The 15,041-nt window shown below is 68.0% G+C and carries 16 protein-coding genes; 6 read left to right on the forward strand and 10 right to left on the reverse strand.

The window, feature by feature from the left end; genetic code table 11:
* The first annotated feature begins 30 nt into the window (after positions 1 to 30).
* Both JWQ81_RS30445 and JWQ81_RS30450 read left to right on the forward strand, forming a co-directional pair.
* Complete coding sequence (locus JWQ81_RS30445) at positions 31 to 630, forward strand: sulfite oxidase-like oxidoreductase (protein ID WP_297547018.1); 600 nt, start codon at positions 31 to 33, stop codon at positions 628 to 630.
* Complete coding sequence (locus tag JWQ81_RS30450) at positions 600 to 1,343, forward strand: ferredoxin reductase (protein WP_297547020.1); 744 nt, start codon at positions 600 to 602, stop codon at positions 1,341 to 1,343. The genes JWQ81_RS30445 and JWQ81_RS30450 overlap by 31 nt, the downstream gene beginning before the upstream one ends.
* On the opposite strand, the gene yhjD is transcribed toward JWQ81_RS30450, so the two are convergent.
* The 3 genes from yhjD to JWQ81_RS30465 are packed head-to-tail and all read right to left on the reverse strand — an operon-like array spanning position 1,309 to position 3,761.
* On the reverse strand, positions 1,309 to 2,346 hold the full coding sequence (gene yhjD, locus JWQ81_RS30455; protein WP_297547021.1) for an inner membrane protein YhjD: 1,038 nt from the start codon (positions 2,344 to 2,346) through the stop codon (positions 1,309 to 1,311). The two genes, JWQ81_RS30450 and yhjD, sit on opposite strands and share 35 nt — an antisense overlap.
* A gap of 38 nt (positions 2,347 to 2,384) precedes the next feature.
* Positions 2,385 to 3,149 carry a pirin-like bicupin family protein gene (locus tag JWQ81_RS30460; RefSeq protein ID WP_297547023.1) on the reverse strand — a complete coding sequence of 255 codons (765 nt, stop codon included), beginning with the start codon at positions 3,147 to 3,149 and terminating at the stop codon, positions 2,385 to 2,387.
* A gap of 51 nt (positions 3,150 to 3,200) precedes the next feature.
* Entirely contained in the window at positions 3,201 to 3,761 is a 561-nt protein-coding gene (locus tag JWQ81_RS30465; protein WP_297547024.1) for a YceI family protein, read from the reverse strand.
* Positions 3,762 to 3,859: 98 nt separating this feature from the next.
* Between JWQ81_RS30465 and JWQ81_RS30470 the strand changes: the two genes are divergently transcribed.
* The gene (locus tag JWQ81_RS30470) at positions 3,860 to 4,315 is read left to right on the forward strand and encodes a MarR family transcriptional regulator (RefSeq protein ID WP_297547026.1); all 456 of its coding nucleotides are present in this window, start codon (positions 3,860 to 3,862) and stop codon (positions 4,313 to 4,315) included.
* A 7-nt stretch (positions 4,316 to 4,322) separates the two neighbouring features.
* Here JWQ81_RS30470 and JWQ81_RS30475 read toward each other — a convergent pair whose 3' ends face one another.
* The 4 genes from JWQ81_RS30475 to JWQ81_RS30490 all read right to left on the reverse strand — a co-directional run bounded on the left by JWQ81_RS30475 (position 4,323) and on the right by JWQ81_RS30490 (position 8,709).
* Entirely contained in the window at positions 4,323 to 5,351 is a 1,029-nt protein-coding gene (locus JWQ81_RS30475) for an acyl-CoA desaturase (protein WP_297547028.1), read from the reverse strand.
* A gap of 153 nt (positions 5,352 to 5,504) precedes the next feature.
* Positions 5,505 to 5,942: a response regulator gene (locus JWQ81_RS30480; protein ID WP_297547030.1), complete on the reverse strand. Its 438-nt coding sequence runs from the start codon at positions 5,940 to 5,942 to the stop codon at positions 5,505 to 5,507.
* A complete protein-coding gene (locus JWQ81_RS30485) occupies positions 5,939 to 7,516 on the reverse strand; it encodes an ATP-binding protein (protein WP_297547032.1) in 1,578 nt (525 codons plus the stop codon). The genes JWQ81_RS30480 and JWQ81_RS30485 overlap by 4 nt, the downstream gene beginning before the upstream one ends.
* On the reverse strand, positions 7,513 to 8,709 hold the full coding sequence (locus JWQ81_RS30490; RefSeq protein ID WP_297547633.1) for a SpoIIE family protein phosphatase: 1,197 nt from the start codon (positions 8,707 to 8,709) through the stop codon (positions 7,513 to 7,515). Before JWQ81_RS30490 ends, JWQ81_RS30485 begins: the two co-directional genes overlap by 4 nt.
* A 203-nt stretch (positions 8,710 to 8,912) precedes the next feature.
* Here JWQ81_RS30490 and JWQ81_RS30495 point away from each other — a divergent pair, with 203 nt between their 5' ends.
* From JWQ81_RS30495 to JWQ81_RS30505, 3 genes are all read left to right on the forward strand, one after another.
* Positions 8,913 to 9,596, forward strand: a complete 684-nt coding sequence (locus tag JWQ81_RS30495; protein ID WP_297547034.1) for a TetR/AcrR family transcriptional regulator — start codon at positions 8,913 to 8,915, stop codon at positions 9,594 to 9,596.
* A gap of 81 nt (positions 9,597 to 9,677) precedes the next feature.
* Positions 9,678 to 10,412, forward strand: coding sequence for an SDR family oxidoreductase (locus JWQ81_RS30500; protein WP_297547036.1), 735 nt, complete (start codon positions 9,678 to 9,680; stop codon positions 10,410 to 10,412).
* Between the two features lie 36 nt (positions 10,413 to 10,448).
* Positions 10,449 to 11,336: an SDR family oxidoreductase gene (locus JWQ81_RS30505; protein WP_297547038.1), complete on the forward strand. Its 888-nt coding sequence runs from the start codon at positions 10,449 to 10,451 to the stop codon at positions 11,334 to 11,336.
* 90 nt (positions 11,337 to 11,426) lie between these two features.
* On the opposite strand, the gene JWQ81_RS30510 is transcribed toward JWQ81_RS30505, so the two are convergent.
* Genes JWQ81_RS30510 through JWQ81_RS30520 form a run of 3 tightly spaced genes read right to left on the reverse strand, consistent with a single transcriptional unit; the run spans position 11,427 to position 15,026 of the window.
* Positions 11,427 to 12,968 (reverse strand): PH domain-containing protein, encoded by a 1,542-nt coding sequence (locus JWQ81_RS30510; protein WP_297547041.1) that lies wholly within the window; start codon positions 12,966 to 12,968, stop codon positions 11,427 to 11,429.
* On the reverse strand, positions 12,965 to 13,474 hold the full coding sequence (locus tag JWQ81_RS30515) for a PH domain-containing protein (protein WP_297547043.1): 510 nt from the start codon (positions 13,472 to 13,474) through the stop codon (positions 12,965 to 12,967). The genes JWQ81_RS30510 and JWQ81_RS30515 overlap by 4 nt, the downstream gene beginning before the upstream one ends.
* A 4-nt stretch (positions 13,475 to 13,478) precedes the next feature.
* On the reverse strand, positions 13,479 to 15,026 hold the full coding sequence (locus tag JWQ81_RS30520; RefSeq protein ID WP_297547046.1) for an FAD-dependent monooxygenase: 1,548 nt from the start codon (positions 15,024 to 15,026) through the stop codon (positions 13,479 to 13,481).
* Positions 15,027 to 15,041: the final 15 nt, after the last annotated feature.

Below are 15,041 nucleotides of genomic sequence, written 5' to 3' on the forward strand. Positions count from 1 at the left end.
CGTTTCGGGGAGAGGGAGAAGGGAGGGGCGATGCCCATCGTGTCACCGGGGTTTCGCGGGCGGCCGCGGGAGGACCGGCCGGCGTTGCCGCCTGGGCAGTACCTGGTCGAGGACTTCCCGGTGCTCTCGGTCGGGCCGACCCCGCGGATCAGGACCGAGACCTGGGAATTCGTCATCACCACCGAGTCTGGCGAAAAGCACATCTGGAGCTGGCCCGAGCTGCTGGCGCTGCCGACCGAGCGGCCGACGGTCGACATCCACTGCGTGACCAAGTGGTCGAAGTTCGCCACGAAATGGCGCGGGGTCTCGCTCGACACCCTGCTGTCCGGGGTGGACACCGCGGCGGAATACGTGATGGTCCACTCGTATGACGGGTACACGACGAACCTGCCGCTGGCCGACCTGCTCGACGGGCAGGCGTGGATCGTCCACCACTTCGGCGGCCAGTCGCTGGTGCCCGAACACGGTGGACCGGCGCGGCTGCTGGTGCCGCATCTGTACCTCTGGAAGTCCGCGAAGTGGGTGCAGGGGCTCACATTGATGCTCGAAGACGAGCCAGGTTTCTGGGAGAACGCCGGCTATCACGACTACGGAGACCCATGGCGGGAACAGCGATATCAGGGCGACTAGCGTGGCGAGTGGCGACGCTGGTCGAGTCGCGGGATGAGACGCCGACGGCGCGGACGCTGGTTTTCGACGTTCCGGGGTGGCCCGGACACCTTGCCGGGCAACACGTCGACATCCGGCTCACGGCGGAGGACGGATACTCGGCGCAGCGAAGTTACTCGCTCTCGACACCGTCGCAAGTGGACCGCGTCGAGGTGACCGTCCAGCTCGTATCGGACGGCGAGGTGTCGTCGTACCTGCACGACATCTACTCCGTCGGCGACCCGCTGGAGTTGCGCGGGCCGATCGGCGGCTGGTTCGTGTGGCGGCCCGACGAGCTCGAACCGGTGCTGCTGGTGGCCGGTGGGTCGGGGATCGTGCCGTTGATGGCGATGATCCGGGCACGCCGCGAAGCGGGAAGCCGTGTTCCGTTCAAGCTCATCTACTCAGTGCGTTCGCCCGACGAGCTGTACTACGCCGAGGAGCTGCGCAAACCGCAGGCAGGGCTCGACATCACGTACGTCTACACGCGCGAGACGCCTGATGGCTGGCCCCAACCGCCTGGACGTCTTGGTGTCGCGACGGTCAACTCGGCGGCCTGGCCGGCGGACTTCGCGCCGCGGTGCTTCGTCTGCGGGCCGACCGGGTTCGTCGAGACCGTCGCGAACATCCTCGTCGCGCTGGACCACGACCCCCGCCGGATCAAGACCGAGCGCTTCGGGCCGACCGGCGCCTGATCAACCCCGCGCTCACCACCCCGATCACGACCCCGACCACGGCGGGTAGCAGGGCGCCGGAGCGGGGCGGCGCCGCGACCCGGACGACCACTGGTTCCGGTTCGGGCAGGTCACGAGCCGGGGCGTCACGCGCTGTCGACGTCCATGCGGTGATGAACACGAGCAGCCGCGAAACCAGCGAGATGAACACGAGCAGGCCGATCACCGAGCCGAACGCCGCGCCCGTCGGCGAATCGCTGATCAGTCCGATGTAGACGGTACCGGCCTGCTTGAGCAGCTCGAACCCGATCGCGGCCACCAGCGCGCCCCACATGGCGCTGCGAGTGCCCACGGGCTTGCGCGGCAGTTTCGTGAGCACCCACAGGAACACCAGCCAGTCGGCGAGTAACGCCAGCGGTATCGAACCGACGGACACCGCGGTGTGCGTCCAGCTCTCGTCGTCGACGTGCGCCAGCCGGAGCAAGTAGCTACCCAGCGCGCCGCCGACGGCGGTCAGCGAAAACGAGATCAGCAACGCGACGGCGAGGCTGACCAACGCGAGGAGGTCCTTGAAGACCACCCGCCAGAGCCTTTGCTCGACGCGCTGCTGGTCCCACATCGCGGTGAGGGAGTCGCGCAGGGCGTTCATCCAGTTCCAGCCGGAGTAGAGCGCGACCACCAGCCCCAGCGTACCGACCTTGATGCGCTGGGAGATCAGGTTGTCGAGCAGGGCCCGCACGTTCTTGCCGAGCGGACCCGGCACGGCGTCGGTGATCCCATCCCGCAGCTGCTCGAGCAGGTGCGGCTGCCCGACCAGGACGTACCCCGCCACCGCGAACGCCACCATCAGCATCGGGATCAGCGACAACAGGCTGAAATAGCTGATCGAGGCGACGTATTGGTAACCGCTGTGCTCGATGTAGCGGTCGACCGCACGCACGATGTGGTCGAACCACCGGTACCGCAGACGGAGGCGGCGCCAACCGGCCACGGCGGCGGACGGGGTCGCTTCGGGACTGTTCACAGTGCATGTCTATCAACACCGGGTGAAGAGCCGCAGGGTCAGCCGAGTGTCGCGTGCATTTCCCACACCAGGATCTCGGCGGGCGAAGTCGCGGTGACCCGCTGGCCGCCGGTCGAGGTGAACCGCACGGCGTCGCCGGTCGCCAACGCGCCCGAACCTTCGAGGACGACGTCACCCCGCGGGACGAACAGGTGGAGCAACGGCGCGTCGGGCAATTCGACGCTCTGACCGGGCTGCAGCCTCGCGGCGTGCAGCGCGGCGAACTTGTTGTTGATCCGGATGGCCGACGCGTCCTCGTGCGCGGACATTCCCGACGCGACGGGCACGAGCCCGCCGGCGAGCAGTTCGTTCTCGATCTCGAGCTGCTCGTAACCCGGCTTGATCCCGGATTCGTCGGGAACGACCCACATCTGCACGAAATGCACCGGCTCGTCGTGCGAGTCGCCGCCGTCGAGGCGCCACGAATCGTTCTTCTCGGAGTGCATGATCCCGCTGCCGGCACTCATCCGCTGGGCCAGGCCCTGGTAGATGACGCCGGAGTGCCCGGTCGAGTCCTGGTGGACCAGCGAGCCCTGCAGGACCCACGTGACGATCTCCATGTCCTGGTGCGGGTGGGTGTCGAAGCCCATCCCGGGGCGGACGGTGTCGTCGTTGTTGACCAGCAGCAGCCCGTGGTGGGTGTTGGCGGGGTCGTACTCGCCGCCGAAGGAGAACGAGTGCTTCGAGTCCAGCCAGTCGATCTTGGTGGCGGACCGGTCGACGGCCCGGCGGATGTCGATCTTGGGACGCAGTGCGGTGCTCACGATGTGATCCTCCGGGTCGCCGACGGGTTCGGTGTGTTCGGTTGCCTCGACTCAGGCGGCCTTGATCGCGGAGACCTCGAACTCGAGGACGACCTTGTCGCCGACGAGCACGCCGCCGGTGTCGAGCGCGGCGTTCCAGGTGATGCCGAAGTCCTTGCGGCTGATCGTCGCGGAGCCTTCGAAGCCGATCCGGGTGTTGCCGTACGGGTCCTTCGCGGTGCCTTCGTAGTCGAATTCGACGGTGACAGACTTGGTGACGCCCGTGATGGTCAGGTCGCCGGTCACGTCGAACGCCGTGTCGCTGGTCTGGTTGACGCCGGTGGAGACGAAGTTGATCTCGGGGAACTCGTCGAGCTGCAGGAAGTCGCCGCTGCGCAGGTGGGCGTCACGGTCGGCGTTGCGGGTGTCGATGCTGCCGGTCTTGATGGTCAGCTTCGCGGTCGAGGCGGCGGGGTTGTCGCCGTCGATGTCGAAGCTGCCGGTGAACTCGTTGAAGCCGCCGCGGACCTTGGTCACCATCGCGTGGCGGGCGACGAAGCCGATACGGGTGTGCGCGGGGTCGATGTCGTAGTGACCGGTCAGCTCGGTCAACGCGGTGGTGGTGCTGGTCATGGCGGGCTCCTCGGTTCGTCGACACATCTAGTTGACGTGTCATCCAATACTGAACTGAACCTGGGTGACGTGTCAACTATTCCCGTACACTCGGAGGCATGAAAGATCCACGATGGCTCGACGACGACGAGCAGCGCATTTGGCGCGACTATCTGGCGATGCACGTACAGCTCACCGCCCGGCTGAACCGCCAGCTGCAGGCCGACTCCGAGCTCTCGCTGACCGACTTCGCAGTCCTCGTGCACCTGACGGAGGCGCCGGAGAACCGCATGCGCGCGTTCGAGCTGGCGCGCGTGTTGGAGTGGGAGAAGAGCCGGCTCTCACACCATCTCGCGCGCATGCAGAAGCGCGGCCTCGTGGACCGTACGGAGTGCCCGTCCGATGGCAGGGGGGCGTTCATCACCATCACGCCCGCGGGTCGGAAGACCATCGAGGACGCCGCGCCGAAACACGTCGAGACCGTGCGTCAGCTGCTGTTCGACACCCTCAGCGCGGACCAGTTCCGCACCCTCGACACCATCTCCAGCCAGGTCCTGGCCCGGCTGGAGGAATAGCGGTCGACTAGACCCGTGCGGGGCGGCGGGCGGTGCGGAGTGGAGCGCCGACGTCGTACAGGTGCTGCAGGACGTAGCCGTACGAACGGACGAGACCGCACTCGGCGTAGGCAATGTCGCGCTGCGCGCAGAACCGGCTGACGGTGAGCTGGGCATGCCGCAGGTTCGGCCGCGGCATGCTGGGGAACAGGTGGTGTTCGATCTGGTAGTTCAACCCACCGAGGGCGAAGTCGACCCAGAACCCGCCGCGCACGTTGCGCGACGTGAGGACCTGCTTGCGCAGGAAGTCCAGCGTGTGGCCTTCGGACAGGGTCTCCATGCCCTTGTGGTTCGGCGCGAAGGAGCACCCCATATAGACGCCCCACAGCCCCTGGTGCACGGCGATGAACACGAGCGCCGTCCCGGGTGAGAGCACCAGGAACACCGCGCCGAGGTAGACGGCCGTGTGGGCGAACAGCAGGCCCGCTTCCAGCCGTCGCGATTTGAGGCCCGGCTTCCAGATGGCTTCACCGCTGGCGAAGTGCAGGTTCAGCCCTTCGAGCAGCAGCAGCGGGAAGAACAGCGCCGCCTGGTTCCTGGCCATCCAGTGCAGGAACCCGGTTTTCGTCGTCGCCTGGCGCGCGGTGAACGCGAGCGCCGGGATGTCGAGGTCCGGGTCCTTGTCCTCGTGGTTCGGGTTGGCGTGGTGAGCGCTGTGCTTGGCGATCCACCAGCCGTACGAGATGCCGACGAGGCCGGCGTGCGCGTAGCCCGTGACGTCGTTGGCCAGCCGGGTACGGAAGATCTGCTTGTGCCCGGCGTCGTGGCCGATGAACGCGAACTGCGTGAAGATCAGCGCCAGCGCGACGCCGATGAACAGCGTCCACCAGGAGTTTCCGATGAAAACGAACCCGACGCAAGCACCGGCCAGCGCGAGGAAGTTGAGTGACATCCGGACGGCGTAGTAACCGCGACGGCGGTTGAGCAGGCCGTCACCGACGATCGTGCGGGACAGCTCGGCGAAATCGCTACCCCTTCGCGCCGCGGGCGCGGTCACGCGGTCAGGTCAAGAAATAGTGGGCGCATCCCAGGCCTCTCGAAGTACCAGGGCCGGGGTCCGGGGCGCTGTGGTGATATTCGGACGAACTCCCAGCATACCGACTCGAAGCCCCAGTAGACGCCCGTTCCCTTACGGCTCCGTGAACACCGGTCAGCGCGGGAGCTTCACCACGGTGACGAAGAAGTCGTCGATCTGGCGGACGACTTCGACGAACCGCTCGAAGTCCACCGGTTTGGTGACATAGGCGTTGGCGTGCAGGTCGTAGCTGCGGAGGATGTCCTCCTCGGCTTCGGAGGTGGTGAGCACGACCACTGGAATGGCCAGCAGCTCCGGGTCGGCCTTGATCTCCGCGAGTACTTCGCGGCCGTCCTTCTTGGGCAGGTTGAGGTCCAGCAGGATCAGGCCCGGCCGCGGGACGTCGGTGTGCGGTCCCTGGCGACGCAGGAACTGCAGCGCCTCGACGCCGTCGCTGACCACGAACAGGGCGTTGTGGATCTTGTGGTGCTCGAACGCTTCCCGCGTCATGAGCACGTCGCCTGGGTCGTCTTCGACCAGGAGGATGTCGATCGGGCTCACTGGGACACTCATGCTTCCTCGACCTCGTTCGTCTCGACGGTCAACTCGGGTTGCGGCCCAGCCAGAACCGGCAGCGTGAAACAGAACGTCGTACGACCCAGATCCTGGGTATCCAACCAGATCTGGCCGCCATGATGCTCGACTATCTTGCGGCACACCGCCAATCCGATCCCGGTGCCCGGGTAGGCGCTCTTGGGGTGCAGCCGCTGGAAGATCGCGAAAATCCGCTCCGCGTACTCGGGCTCGATACCGATCCCGTTGTCGGACACCGAAAACGTCCACGTGTCGTCATCGCGAACAGCCTCGACGCGCACCTCGGGCGCCTGCTCCCCGTGGAACTTGATCGCGTTGTTGACGAGGTTCTGGAACACCGCGGTCAGGAGCGACGCCTCGCCGCGCACCTCCGGCAGCTCGCCGTGCGTGATCACGGCACCGGTCTCGGCGATCGACGTCTCGAGGTTGTCGACAGCCTGGCCTAGCAACGCGCCGGTGTCGAGGACAACTGGCTCGCCGACGCGGCGGCCGACGCGGGAGAACGAAAGCAGGTCGTTGATCAGGATCTGCATCCGCTTGGCGCCATCGACGGCGAACTCGATGTACTGGTCGGCGCGGTCATCGAGCTGGCCTTGGTACCGCCGCTGGAGCAGCTGGGTGAAGCTGGCCACCTTGCGCAGCGGCTCCTGCAGGTCGTGCGACGCCACGTACGCGAATTGCTCCAAGTCCGAATTGGACCGTTCCAGCTCCTCGGTGCGCTTGTCGAGCAGGCTGTGGGCGCGGTGGAGCTCGCCGACCTCGTCGACGATCCGCTGCCGCATGGTCTCGATGTCGGCCCCGAGCTCGATGAGCTCCCGTGGTCCGCTGCCTTCGACGTGGCGATGGATGTCCTCTTCGGACACCAGCCGGACCTCGGCCGCGAGCCGGAAGATCGGCCGCGCGACGACGTAGCGGAAGCCCAGGTACAGCAAGCCGAACAGGACCAGCAGCAACGCCCCGACGGTGATCAGCATCGCGGTCAGGAAGTTGCTCGCGCCGTTCAGGCTGGTTCGCGCGGACCGGGAGGCGTTGACGAGGTCGGCCCGCTGGGTGGCGAAGGAGGTGCGCACCGCGTCGAAGAGCGTCTTGCTCTGATCGAGTTGGGCGGTGGTGGCCGTGGGATGCGCCGAATCGGTCCAGGTCGTGGCCAGCGCCTGCCACCGAGCGGCGGCGGCCAGCACCTCGGTCAGATCGGCACCGGCTTGAGTGCCGTCGACCGCGCCGAGCCGCCGCAACGACGCTACAGCCTGATCCTGCTGCTGCCGCCCGGTTGTGTAGGGCTCGAGGAAGTCGTTCTGCCCGCTGATCAGGTAACCGCGGGCGCCGGTTTCCTGGTTGACCAGCGCGGTGGACAACGTGTTCGCCTGGATCAGCTGGGGATCGGCCCGGTCGACCAGGCGGCCGCGCGCGTCCCCGAGATTGCTGAGACCGACGGCCCCGCCGGTGATGGCCGCGATCAGGAGGACCGCCTCGACCGCCGCGAGCAGCGCGGCCCAGCGCCGGACGGGCCACCGGGTCGCGGTCCGGCGGCGGGCTTCGGTCGTCTCGGTCACCGGGCGGGCTCCCGCGTGCTGTGGGTCAGCAAGGCAATCGCGACGTCGTCGTCGAGCGGGCCCCGGTTCAGCTTCATGACTTCCGCGATCAGCTGGTCCAGTGCGTCGCCGGAGTTCGCCCGCCAGTCCGGGGCGTCGTGCAGGATGCGCAGGAACAGTGCTGCCATGTTCTCGTGGCCGAGCCGTTCGGAGCCGTCAGCGACTCTCCCTTCGAACACGCCGTCGGTGTACAGCAGGAGCGACCAACCAGGGTCCAGCGCTACCTCACGCGGTGTCCAGCTGACGTCCGGAGCAACCCCGAGCGGCACACCGAGTTCGTCGTCCGGCAGAAGGAAACCGCGTGCGCCACTGATCAGCAAGGGCGGCGGATGTCCGGCCAGGCACATCCGCAGCGACCGCCGGTCGGCGGCAATGTCCACAGTGCACAGAGTCGCGAAGATCGGCTTGATGCGCTCGTGCACCAGAACCTGCTCCACAGTCCGCAGCACTTCCGCGGTCGGCAGGCCGGCCAGCACCAGCGACCGCCACGCGATGCGCAGCGCCACCCCGAGAGCCGCTTCGTCAGGCCCGTGCCCGCAGACGTCGCCGATCACCACCTGGACCCGTCCGTCGGGAAGCTCGACGGCGTCATAGAAGTCCCCGCCGAGCAGTGAACCGTCACGGCCGGGCCGATAGCGCGTCGCGAGGCTCAGGTTCGGGTCGGAGAGCAACGGCGTCGGGAGCAGGCCGCGTTCCAGCCTGCTGTTCTCGGCGGCGATCATCTGCTGCTGCAGGAACTGCTGCTCGACCTGCTCGGCGCGCTTGCGCTCCCAGGCATACCGCAACGCCCTGACCAGCAACGGGCCGTCTACCTGGCCCTTGATCAGGTAGTCCTGGGCGCCCGAGGCCACCGCGGCCATGCCGGTCTGCTCGCCACGCTGGCCGGTCAGCACGACGACGGCGGTGTTCGGCGTGTGCGCCCTGAGCCTGTCCAGCCCGGCGAGCCCGATCGCGTCGGGAAGCTGCAGGTCCAGCAGGACGCAATCGGCGAGCACCGGGGTCATCGACACGACGTCCGCCATCGTCGACACCCTTTCGAGTGACACCGGGGAGTCGACGTCGGCCAGCATCTCTTCGACGAGCAACGCATCACCGTCGTCGTCCTCGACGAGCAGAACCCGCAGGCGGTATTCGGGAGACAGCCGCTGCGACATGGCGCTGATGTCGGCTACTTCGACCACACCGGCTCGTTCATGATGTTGCTTCCTCTGATTCGGATACACAAGCGAGGCGGCTGTGGGCTCAACCGCGCTAACCCTAGCGCGCCCACCTGCTGAATCATTGCTAACAAAAAAATGATAAGAGTGCTACGTCACAACCGTAGCGATGATGACGTTCACGTGTTAACGTTGCTCCCATGAGCACGAGGACACGGATACTGGAAGCGGCGGCCAAGCTGCTCGCCGACTCGCCGGTGGCGGACGTTTCGACCCGCGCGGTGTGTGAAGCCGCCGGAGTGGGCGCACCCGCGCTGTACCGGCAGTTCGGCGACAAGGAAGGCCTCCTCTCCGCGGTGGTCGACTACGGCTTCGACCAGTACCTGTCCGGTAAGCGGGCGGCCAAACCGTCGGCGAACCCGGTCCAGGACCTGCGTGACGGCTGGGACAGCCACGTCGCCTTCGCCGTCGGTCACCCGAGTTACTACCGGCTCATGTACTCCCCCGCCGTCAGCGCCCCACCCGAAGCCGCCGCCGAAGCACAGCGGCTGCTGGTGGAGGTCCTGGAGCGCTGCGCGGCTGCCGGCAAGCTCCGCGTCTCCCCGGAAACGGCAGGTCAGATGATCATGTCGGCGAACGTCGGCGTCGCGCTGATGCTCGTCAGCCGGGCCGACGCGTACACCCCCGACGTCTCCACCCGGGTCCGCGACGCCGTGCACGCCGCGGTGCTCGTCGCCCCGGACGGTCCCGCCCACGAGGGTGACACCGCGACGACGGCTTCGTCGCTCGGCGCGCTCCTCCGGCAGCAACCGCCGGCGCAGCTGACCGACGCGGAGACCGTGCTGCTCCACGAGTGGCTGAACAGGCTCTCCGACACGGAGTAACTCCGCAGTAACCAAACGGTTGACGCATCCCGCGTCATCCGGCGATACCCCACACCCAAAAACAGGAAAAGAGACTGGAAAATGAGCACCGACACCCGCGTAGCGATCATTACCGGCGGCTCCCGCGGAATCGGCCGCCAGAGCGCCGAACGCCTCGCCGCCGACGGTTTCGCCGTCGTCATCAACTACGCCGGCAATGAGGTACAGGCCGCGGAGGCCGTCGCCGCGATCACCGACAAGGGCGGGCAGGCCATCGCCGTCCGCGGTGACGTCGCCGAACTCGACGACATGACCGCCGTTTTCGACGCCGCGGAAAGCACCTTCGGCGGAGTCGACGTCGTCGTCCACGCCGGCGGCACGATGTACCTGTCGCCGCTCGCCGAGCTGGACCTCGACCGGCTGGACCGGATGCACCGCACCAACATCCGCGGCACGTTCGTCGTCGACCAGCAGGCCGCGAAGCGCGTCCGGTCCGGCGGCGCGATCATCAACTTCTCCACTTCGGTGCTGGGGCTCGCCATCCCCGGCTACTCGGCCTACGCCGCCACCAAGGGCGCCGTCGAGGCGATGACGCTGATCCTGGCGCGCGAACTGCGCGGCCGCGACATCACCGTCAACGCCGTTGCCCCCGGCCCGACCGCGACCGCCTTGTTCTTCGACGGCAAGGACGAGGAGACCATCGCGCGGATGGCCGCGCAGCCGCCACTGGAGCGCCTCGGCACCCCGGACGACATTGCCGAGGTCATCTCGTTCCTCGCCGGCCCGTCCCGCTGGGTGAACGGCCAGGTGCTGCGCGCCAACGGCGGAATCATCTGAAATTCCCATTTACCACTCGATAGAAGGAGAAAGCTCATGAGCAAGGTCATCGTCATCACCGGAGCGTCCAGTGGGATCGGCGCGCTCAGCGCTCGCGCCCTCGCCGACGCGGGGCACACCGTCTACGCCGGGATCCGCGACACCGCGGGCCGCAACGCCCCCCGCCTCGAAGAAATCAAGGCCTACAACGAAGAGCACGGCACCGATCTGCGCGGTATCGAACTCGACGTGTCCTCACAGGACTCTTCGGATGCCGCGATCGCGGCCATCGTCGCCGAGCACGGGCGGCTCGACGCCGTCATCCACAACGCCGGACACATGGTCAGCGGGCCGGCCGAGGCCTTCACGCCGGAAGAGATCGACCGCGTCTACGACACGAACGTCCTGGGCACGCAGCGCGTGAACCGCGCGGCACTGCCGCAGCTTCGCAAGCAGGGCAACGGTTTGGTCGTGTGGGTGTCCAGCAGCAGCACCCGCGGCGGTGTCCCGCCCTACCTCGCGCCGTACTTCGCGGCGAAGGCAGCCATGGACGCCTTCGCGGTCAGCTACGCGGCTGAACTCGCCCGCTTCGGCGTCGAGACGTCGATCATCGTGCCGGGCTCGTTCACCACGGGCACCAATCACTTCGCCAACGGCGGACGGCCCTCGGACCAGGCCACCGTCGACGAGTACGAGGTCAAGTACCCGAACCTGGTCGAGCAGGTCGCCGCGCGGCTGGGCGCACTCGCTCCGGCGGACACCAGCGTCAGCGCGGTCTCGGACGCGATCGTCGCCGTCGTCGACGCCCCCGCCGGCAAGCGTCCGTTCCGCACCCACATCGACCCGGCGAACGACGGCGCGGAAGAGGTCGCCGCGGTCGCCGACCGCATCCGGGTCGAGTTCCTCACCCGCATCGGCCTGGAAGACGTCCTCCACCCCGCGTGAGCCCCCGCCCCGCCCCGCAAGTCGCCGTCGAGTTGCGATACCTAGCGCCCGCAACGATCGCAACTCGACGGCGAGTTGCGGTCTGGTGGGTCAGGGGACGTCTTCCAGGAACGGGCTGAGGAGGCCGGGGATGGCAGCATCGGCGAGCTTGAGAGCGTCGGACTCGGCCATGTCGGTGATCGGGTACGAGCCATGGCCCGCGGCTACCGTCGCGACCAGGGTCATCAAGCCGGCCCGGTGCTGGAAGAACGACCGGTCCATTTTCCAGCCGATGATCGCGTCCCGCTTCAGCGTCAGCGTCTCCCGCTCGAGCGAACCCTTGCGGCTGAGGACATAACGTTCGGTCAGCGCGTGTCCGAGGTTGCGATAGCGATCCCAGCCGACGACCGCGGCGATCGGTACGAAGACCAGCGCGACCTTCCACAGCCAGCCCGGCAGGAACCCGATCCACGCACCGAGGAACAGCAGGACGGCCAGCAGCAGTACCCCGCCGATCGCCCGGTTGAGCCTGCGGTTGAGCGCCCGGCGAGGATGCCGCACCAGCGGCACGGTTCCCGGGTCCGACTCCTCGCGAAGCACGCTGGCGGCGACCTCGTGGGCTCGCTCGGCGGGAGCGAACGGCAACAGCACCGAACCGCCCGTGCGTGCCGTCAAGCCGCTCGCGACGGCGACGCACCGGGCGCCCCCGAGCAGTCGCACCGGCAGCGGCTGGCGCAGCAGGATGCCGCGGAGCCGGTCTTCCTCGATCGACACGGACCGCGTGGTGATCAGCCCTCGCCGCACGTGCAGCGCGCTGTTTCCCCGCGTCAGCCGGAAATTCCAGAACGACAGGACGTAGCCGGCGACCGATGCCAGCGAAACGAGCACCATCAGCCCGACGGCCGCTACGACGATCGCGAGCGCGGACGGTCCCGCGGTGAAGTACTCGGCCAACGACCGCAGCGGCCCGAACCGGCTCGGGTCCACATGCAGCTCGTGGGCGTAGTGATAGACGAAACCCACGATGGCGCCCACGGTCGCGAGGCCGGACAGCGCGAACGGTGAGAACCGGATCCAGCGCCGGTCGAACACCGCGAGCACGCTTTCCTTGGGCTGCACCGAAATCGCCCCGGCCCCGCTGTCAACCGGCGCACCGTCACCGGGTTCGGCGACTTCCGGGCGTCGATGCAGCAGCACCGTGGTCAGGCGCTGGGCCTCGGCCCTGGACACGGCGTCGAGCACGAGCTCGTCGCTGCGGTCCTTGGTGTGCCTGCCGGTCCCGACCTTCAGCGCGGTCAGCCCGAACAGCCGGTGCTTGAGCTCCGCGGTGCTGTCGACCGTCCGGACCCGGTCCAGCGGCACCGCGCGGTGCCGCCGGTGCAGGATGCCGGTGCGCAGCTCCATCTGTTCCTCGGTGACCCGGTACCGGGCGGTGAGGATGTGGGCGACGCTGACGACCACGGTGAACCCGGTGGCGGCGAGCGCGATCCACTGCCAGAACCCGCCGGCGCGATCGAACAGCAAGGCTCCGACCGGCAGCGGGAGTGAGCGGATGACGTCGACTGCGGGCCGGACCAACAACATGCGCCAGTCGAGCCGGCTCCACGCCACCTCGGTGGAGACGGGCGCGGCCGGGGCCTCGACCGTGCTCATGTCCCGTCCCCGTGCGTGGCCTGCGTGGTCGTGGTGAGCTCGTCGACCAGCTTCAGCGCGACGGCGTGGTCCAGCGCGTGGATGTGGATCGGACCGCCCGCCGACGCCGTGGTGATGGTGACCTTGGCGAGCCCGAACAGCTGCTCCACCGGACCCCTGGCCACGTCGATCGTCTGCAGCCGCGAGATCGGCGCGATCCGCCACTGCTGCTTGATCCAGCCGGCCTGCGTGAACACCGCCTTGTCGGTCGCCTCCCAGCGGTGCACCCGGAACCGCCACGACGGCATCACCAGGATGTGCAGCGGACCGAGCACCGCGGTGACGATGAGGGTGGCGTGCGCCCACTGCACGTCGGCCGCGAACAGCAGGACGAACTGCAGACCGGCGATGACCACCCAGCCCATCAGGGCGCCGAGCGTCCAGTAGGCGATGGCCTTGCGGCTGACCCGGTTCTTCGGCGGGCGCAGCCGGACGGTGCCGCGTTCGGGCGTTTCCAGGGAGCTCACTTGCTCACCGTGCCCGAATCGGCAGCATTTCGCCAGCAAACTGCCCCAGGTAGGCGGCCAAACCGTCACCTTCGGCGAGCGGAGCTGTCAACGCGACATAACCGTCCGGACGCACGATGACGAACGCGTCCTCGATAACGCCGTAACCGCTCCTCGCGTGCCCGGCGTCGTCGACCAGATCGACGTCGATCGCGAAGCACTTGACCAGCTCAGGGAACCGCTCGCCGAGCTCGCGCAGTACCGGCGCGCCGGCCGCGCCGAAACCGAGCACGGTGAAATGCGAACCGCGGAACAGGTCGAACAGCCGGACCGCGGTCCCCGCCGCGTCGGTGACCGGGGCGTCCGGTGCCCGTTCTCCGGCACGCACACCTGTCCGGGAACCGTCGAGATCGGTGGACAGCGAGCTCCCGGGATACGCGAGGCCGAGTTGGTGGCCGTCGGGGGCCATCCCGGCACCCACGCCCTGTGAGTCCTCGCCGGCCATCGACTCCACGACCCGCGCCAGCCCCGCATTGCTCACCTCGAGCGTCCATTCGGCCACTGGCAGCCGCTCTTCGCCGTAGGTGTCCAAAAGGGACTCGTCCGCGGTGCCGGCGAGTACCGACGCGAGTTTCCAGCTGAGGTTGTAGCCGTCCTGGATGCCCGTGTTCATCCCGAGCCCGCCGGCCGGCGGGTGCACGTGTGCCGCGTCGCCCGCGATGAACACCCGGCCCACCCGGAACCGGTCCGCCATGCGCACGCTGACGCGGTAGGTCGACAACCAGGTCTCGTTCGAGAACCGGACGTCCAGCCCAGCGACTTGGTCGAAGATCCGCTGGAAGTACTCCAGGCTGGGTTCGGGCAGCCGGCCCTGGTCGTCGAAGCCGGCGAACGGAACGCCCTGGAACTGCCAGGACCGCGAGTCGGGGAACGGGCAGAGCGCCACGAACCCGACCTCCGGGCGGATCCACTGGTACCAGCGGTCCCCGACCAGTCCATCGACCTCGATGTCGCCGATCACCATGCCCTGCGAGCCGCTTTCACCCTCGAAGCCCACGCCCAGCGACTTTCGGACCGTGCTGCGACCGCCATCGCAGCCGACGAGGTATCGGGCTTCGATGCGCTCACCGTCCGCACAGGTGACCATCACGGTTTCGCCGGAGTCCTCGAACGCCGTCAGCTCGACGGACTGCTCGACCTGCACCCCGAACTCCGCCAGCCGCTCACGCAGGATCTGCTCGGTCCGCCACTGCGCGATCATCACGCCGACCTCGTAGGGCATGTCGGGCGTCGGCACCCTGTCCGCGTACGGATCGGCGTCGAAGGTCATCTTGTCCCGCAGGTAGCGGCGCTGCGGCAGGTGGCTGAACCCGGCCGCGAGGATCTCCTCGACGACCCCGAGGTCCTCCAGGACCTCCATACTGCGCGCGGACAACCCCTTACCGCGCGAGCCCGCGAACGGCTCCGGCGATTTGTCGATGATCCGTACCCCGGCCCCGCACCGCGCGAGCCCCAGCGCGAGCGTCAACCCCGTCGGTCCGGCTCCAGCCACCACCACATCGATATCAGTCATCTCTCCCCTTCCCCC

Source organism: Amycolatopsis sp. (assembly GCF_025464955.1).
Taxonomy (GTDB): domain Bacteria; phylum Actinomycetota; class Actinomycetes; order Mycobacteriales; family Pseudonocardiaceae; genus Amycolatopsis.

Bases quoted from the DNA above. Each gene is read 5' to 3' on its own strand.
- JWQ81_RS30445 (WP_297547018.1), top strand. From the start codon at position 31: ATGCCCATCGTGTCACCGGGGTTTCGCGGGCGGCCGCGGGAGGACCGG.
- JWQ81_RS30450 (WP_297547020.1), top strand. From the start codon at position 600: ATGGCGGGAACAGCGATATCAGGGCGACTAGCGTGGCGAGTGGCGACG.
- JWQ81_RS30465 (WP_297547024.1), bottom strand. From the start codon at position 3,761: ATGACCAGCACCACCACCGCGTTGACCGAGCTGACCGGTCACTACGAC.
- JWQ81_RS30470 (WP_297547026.1), top strand. From the start codon at position 3,860: ATGAAAGATCCACGATGGCTCGACGACGACGAGCAGCGCATTTGGCGC.
- JWQ81_RS30480 (WP_297547030.1), bottom strand. From the start codon at position 5,942: ATGAGTGTCCCAGTGAGCCCGATCGACATCCTCCTGGTCGAAGACGAC.
- JWQ81_RS30490 (WP_297547633.1), bottom strand. From the start codon at position 8,709: ATGTCGCAGCGGCTGTCTCCCGAATACCGCCTGCGGGTTCTGCTCGTC.
- JWQ81_RS30495 (WP_297547034.1), top strand. From the start codon at position 8,913: ATGAGCACGAGGACACGGATACTGGAAGCGGCGGCCAAGCTGCTCGCC.
- JWQ81_RS30500 (WP_297547036.1), top strand. From the start codon at position 9,678: ATGAGCACCGACACCCGCGTAGCGATCATTACCGGCGGCTCCCGCGGA.
- JWQ81_RS30505 (WP_297547038.1), top strand. From the start codon at position 10,449: ATGAGCAAGGTCATCGTCATCACCGGAGCGTCCAGTGGGATCGGCGCG.
- JWQ81_RS30510 (WP_297547041.1), bottom strand. From the start codon at position 12,968: ATGAGCACGGTCGAGGCCCCGGCCGCGCCCGTCTCCACCGAGGTGGCG.
- JWQ81_RS30520 (WP_297547046.1), bottom strand. From the start codon at position 15,026: ATGACTGATATCGATGTGGTGGTGGCTGGAGCCGGACCGACGGGGTTG.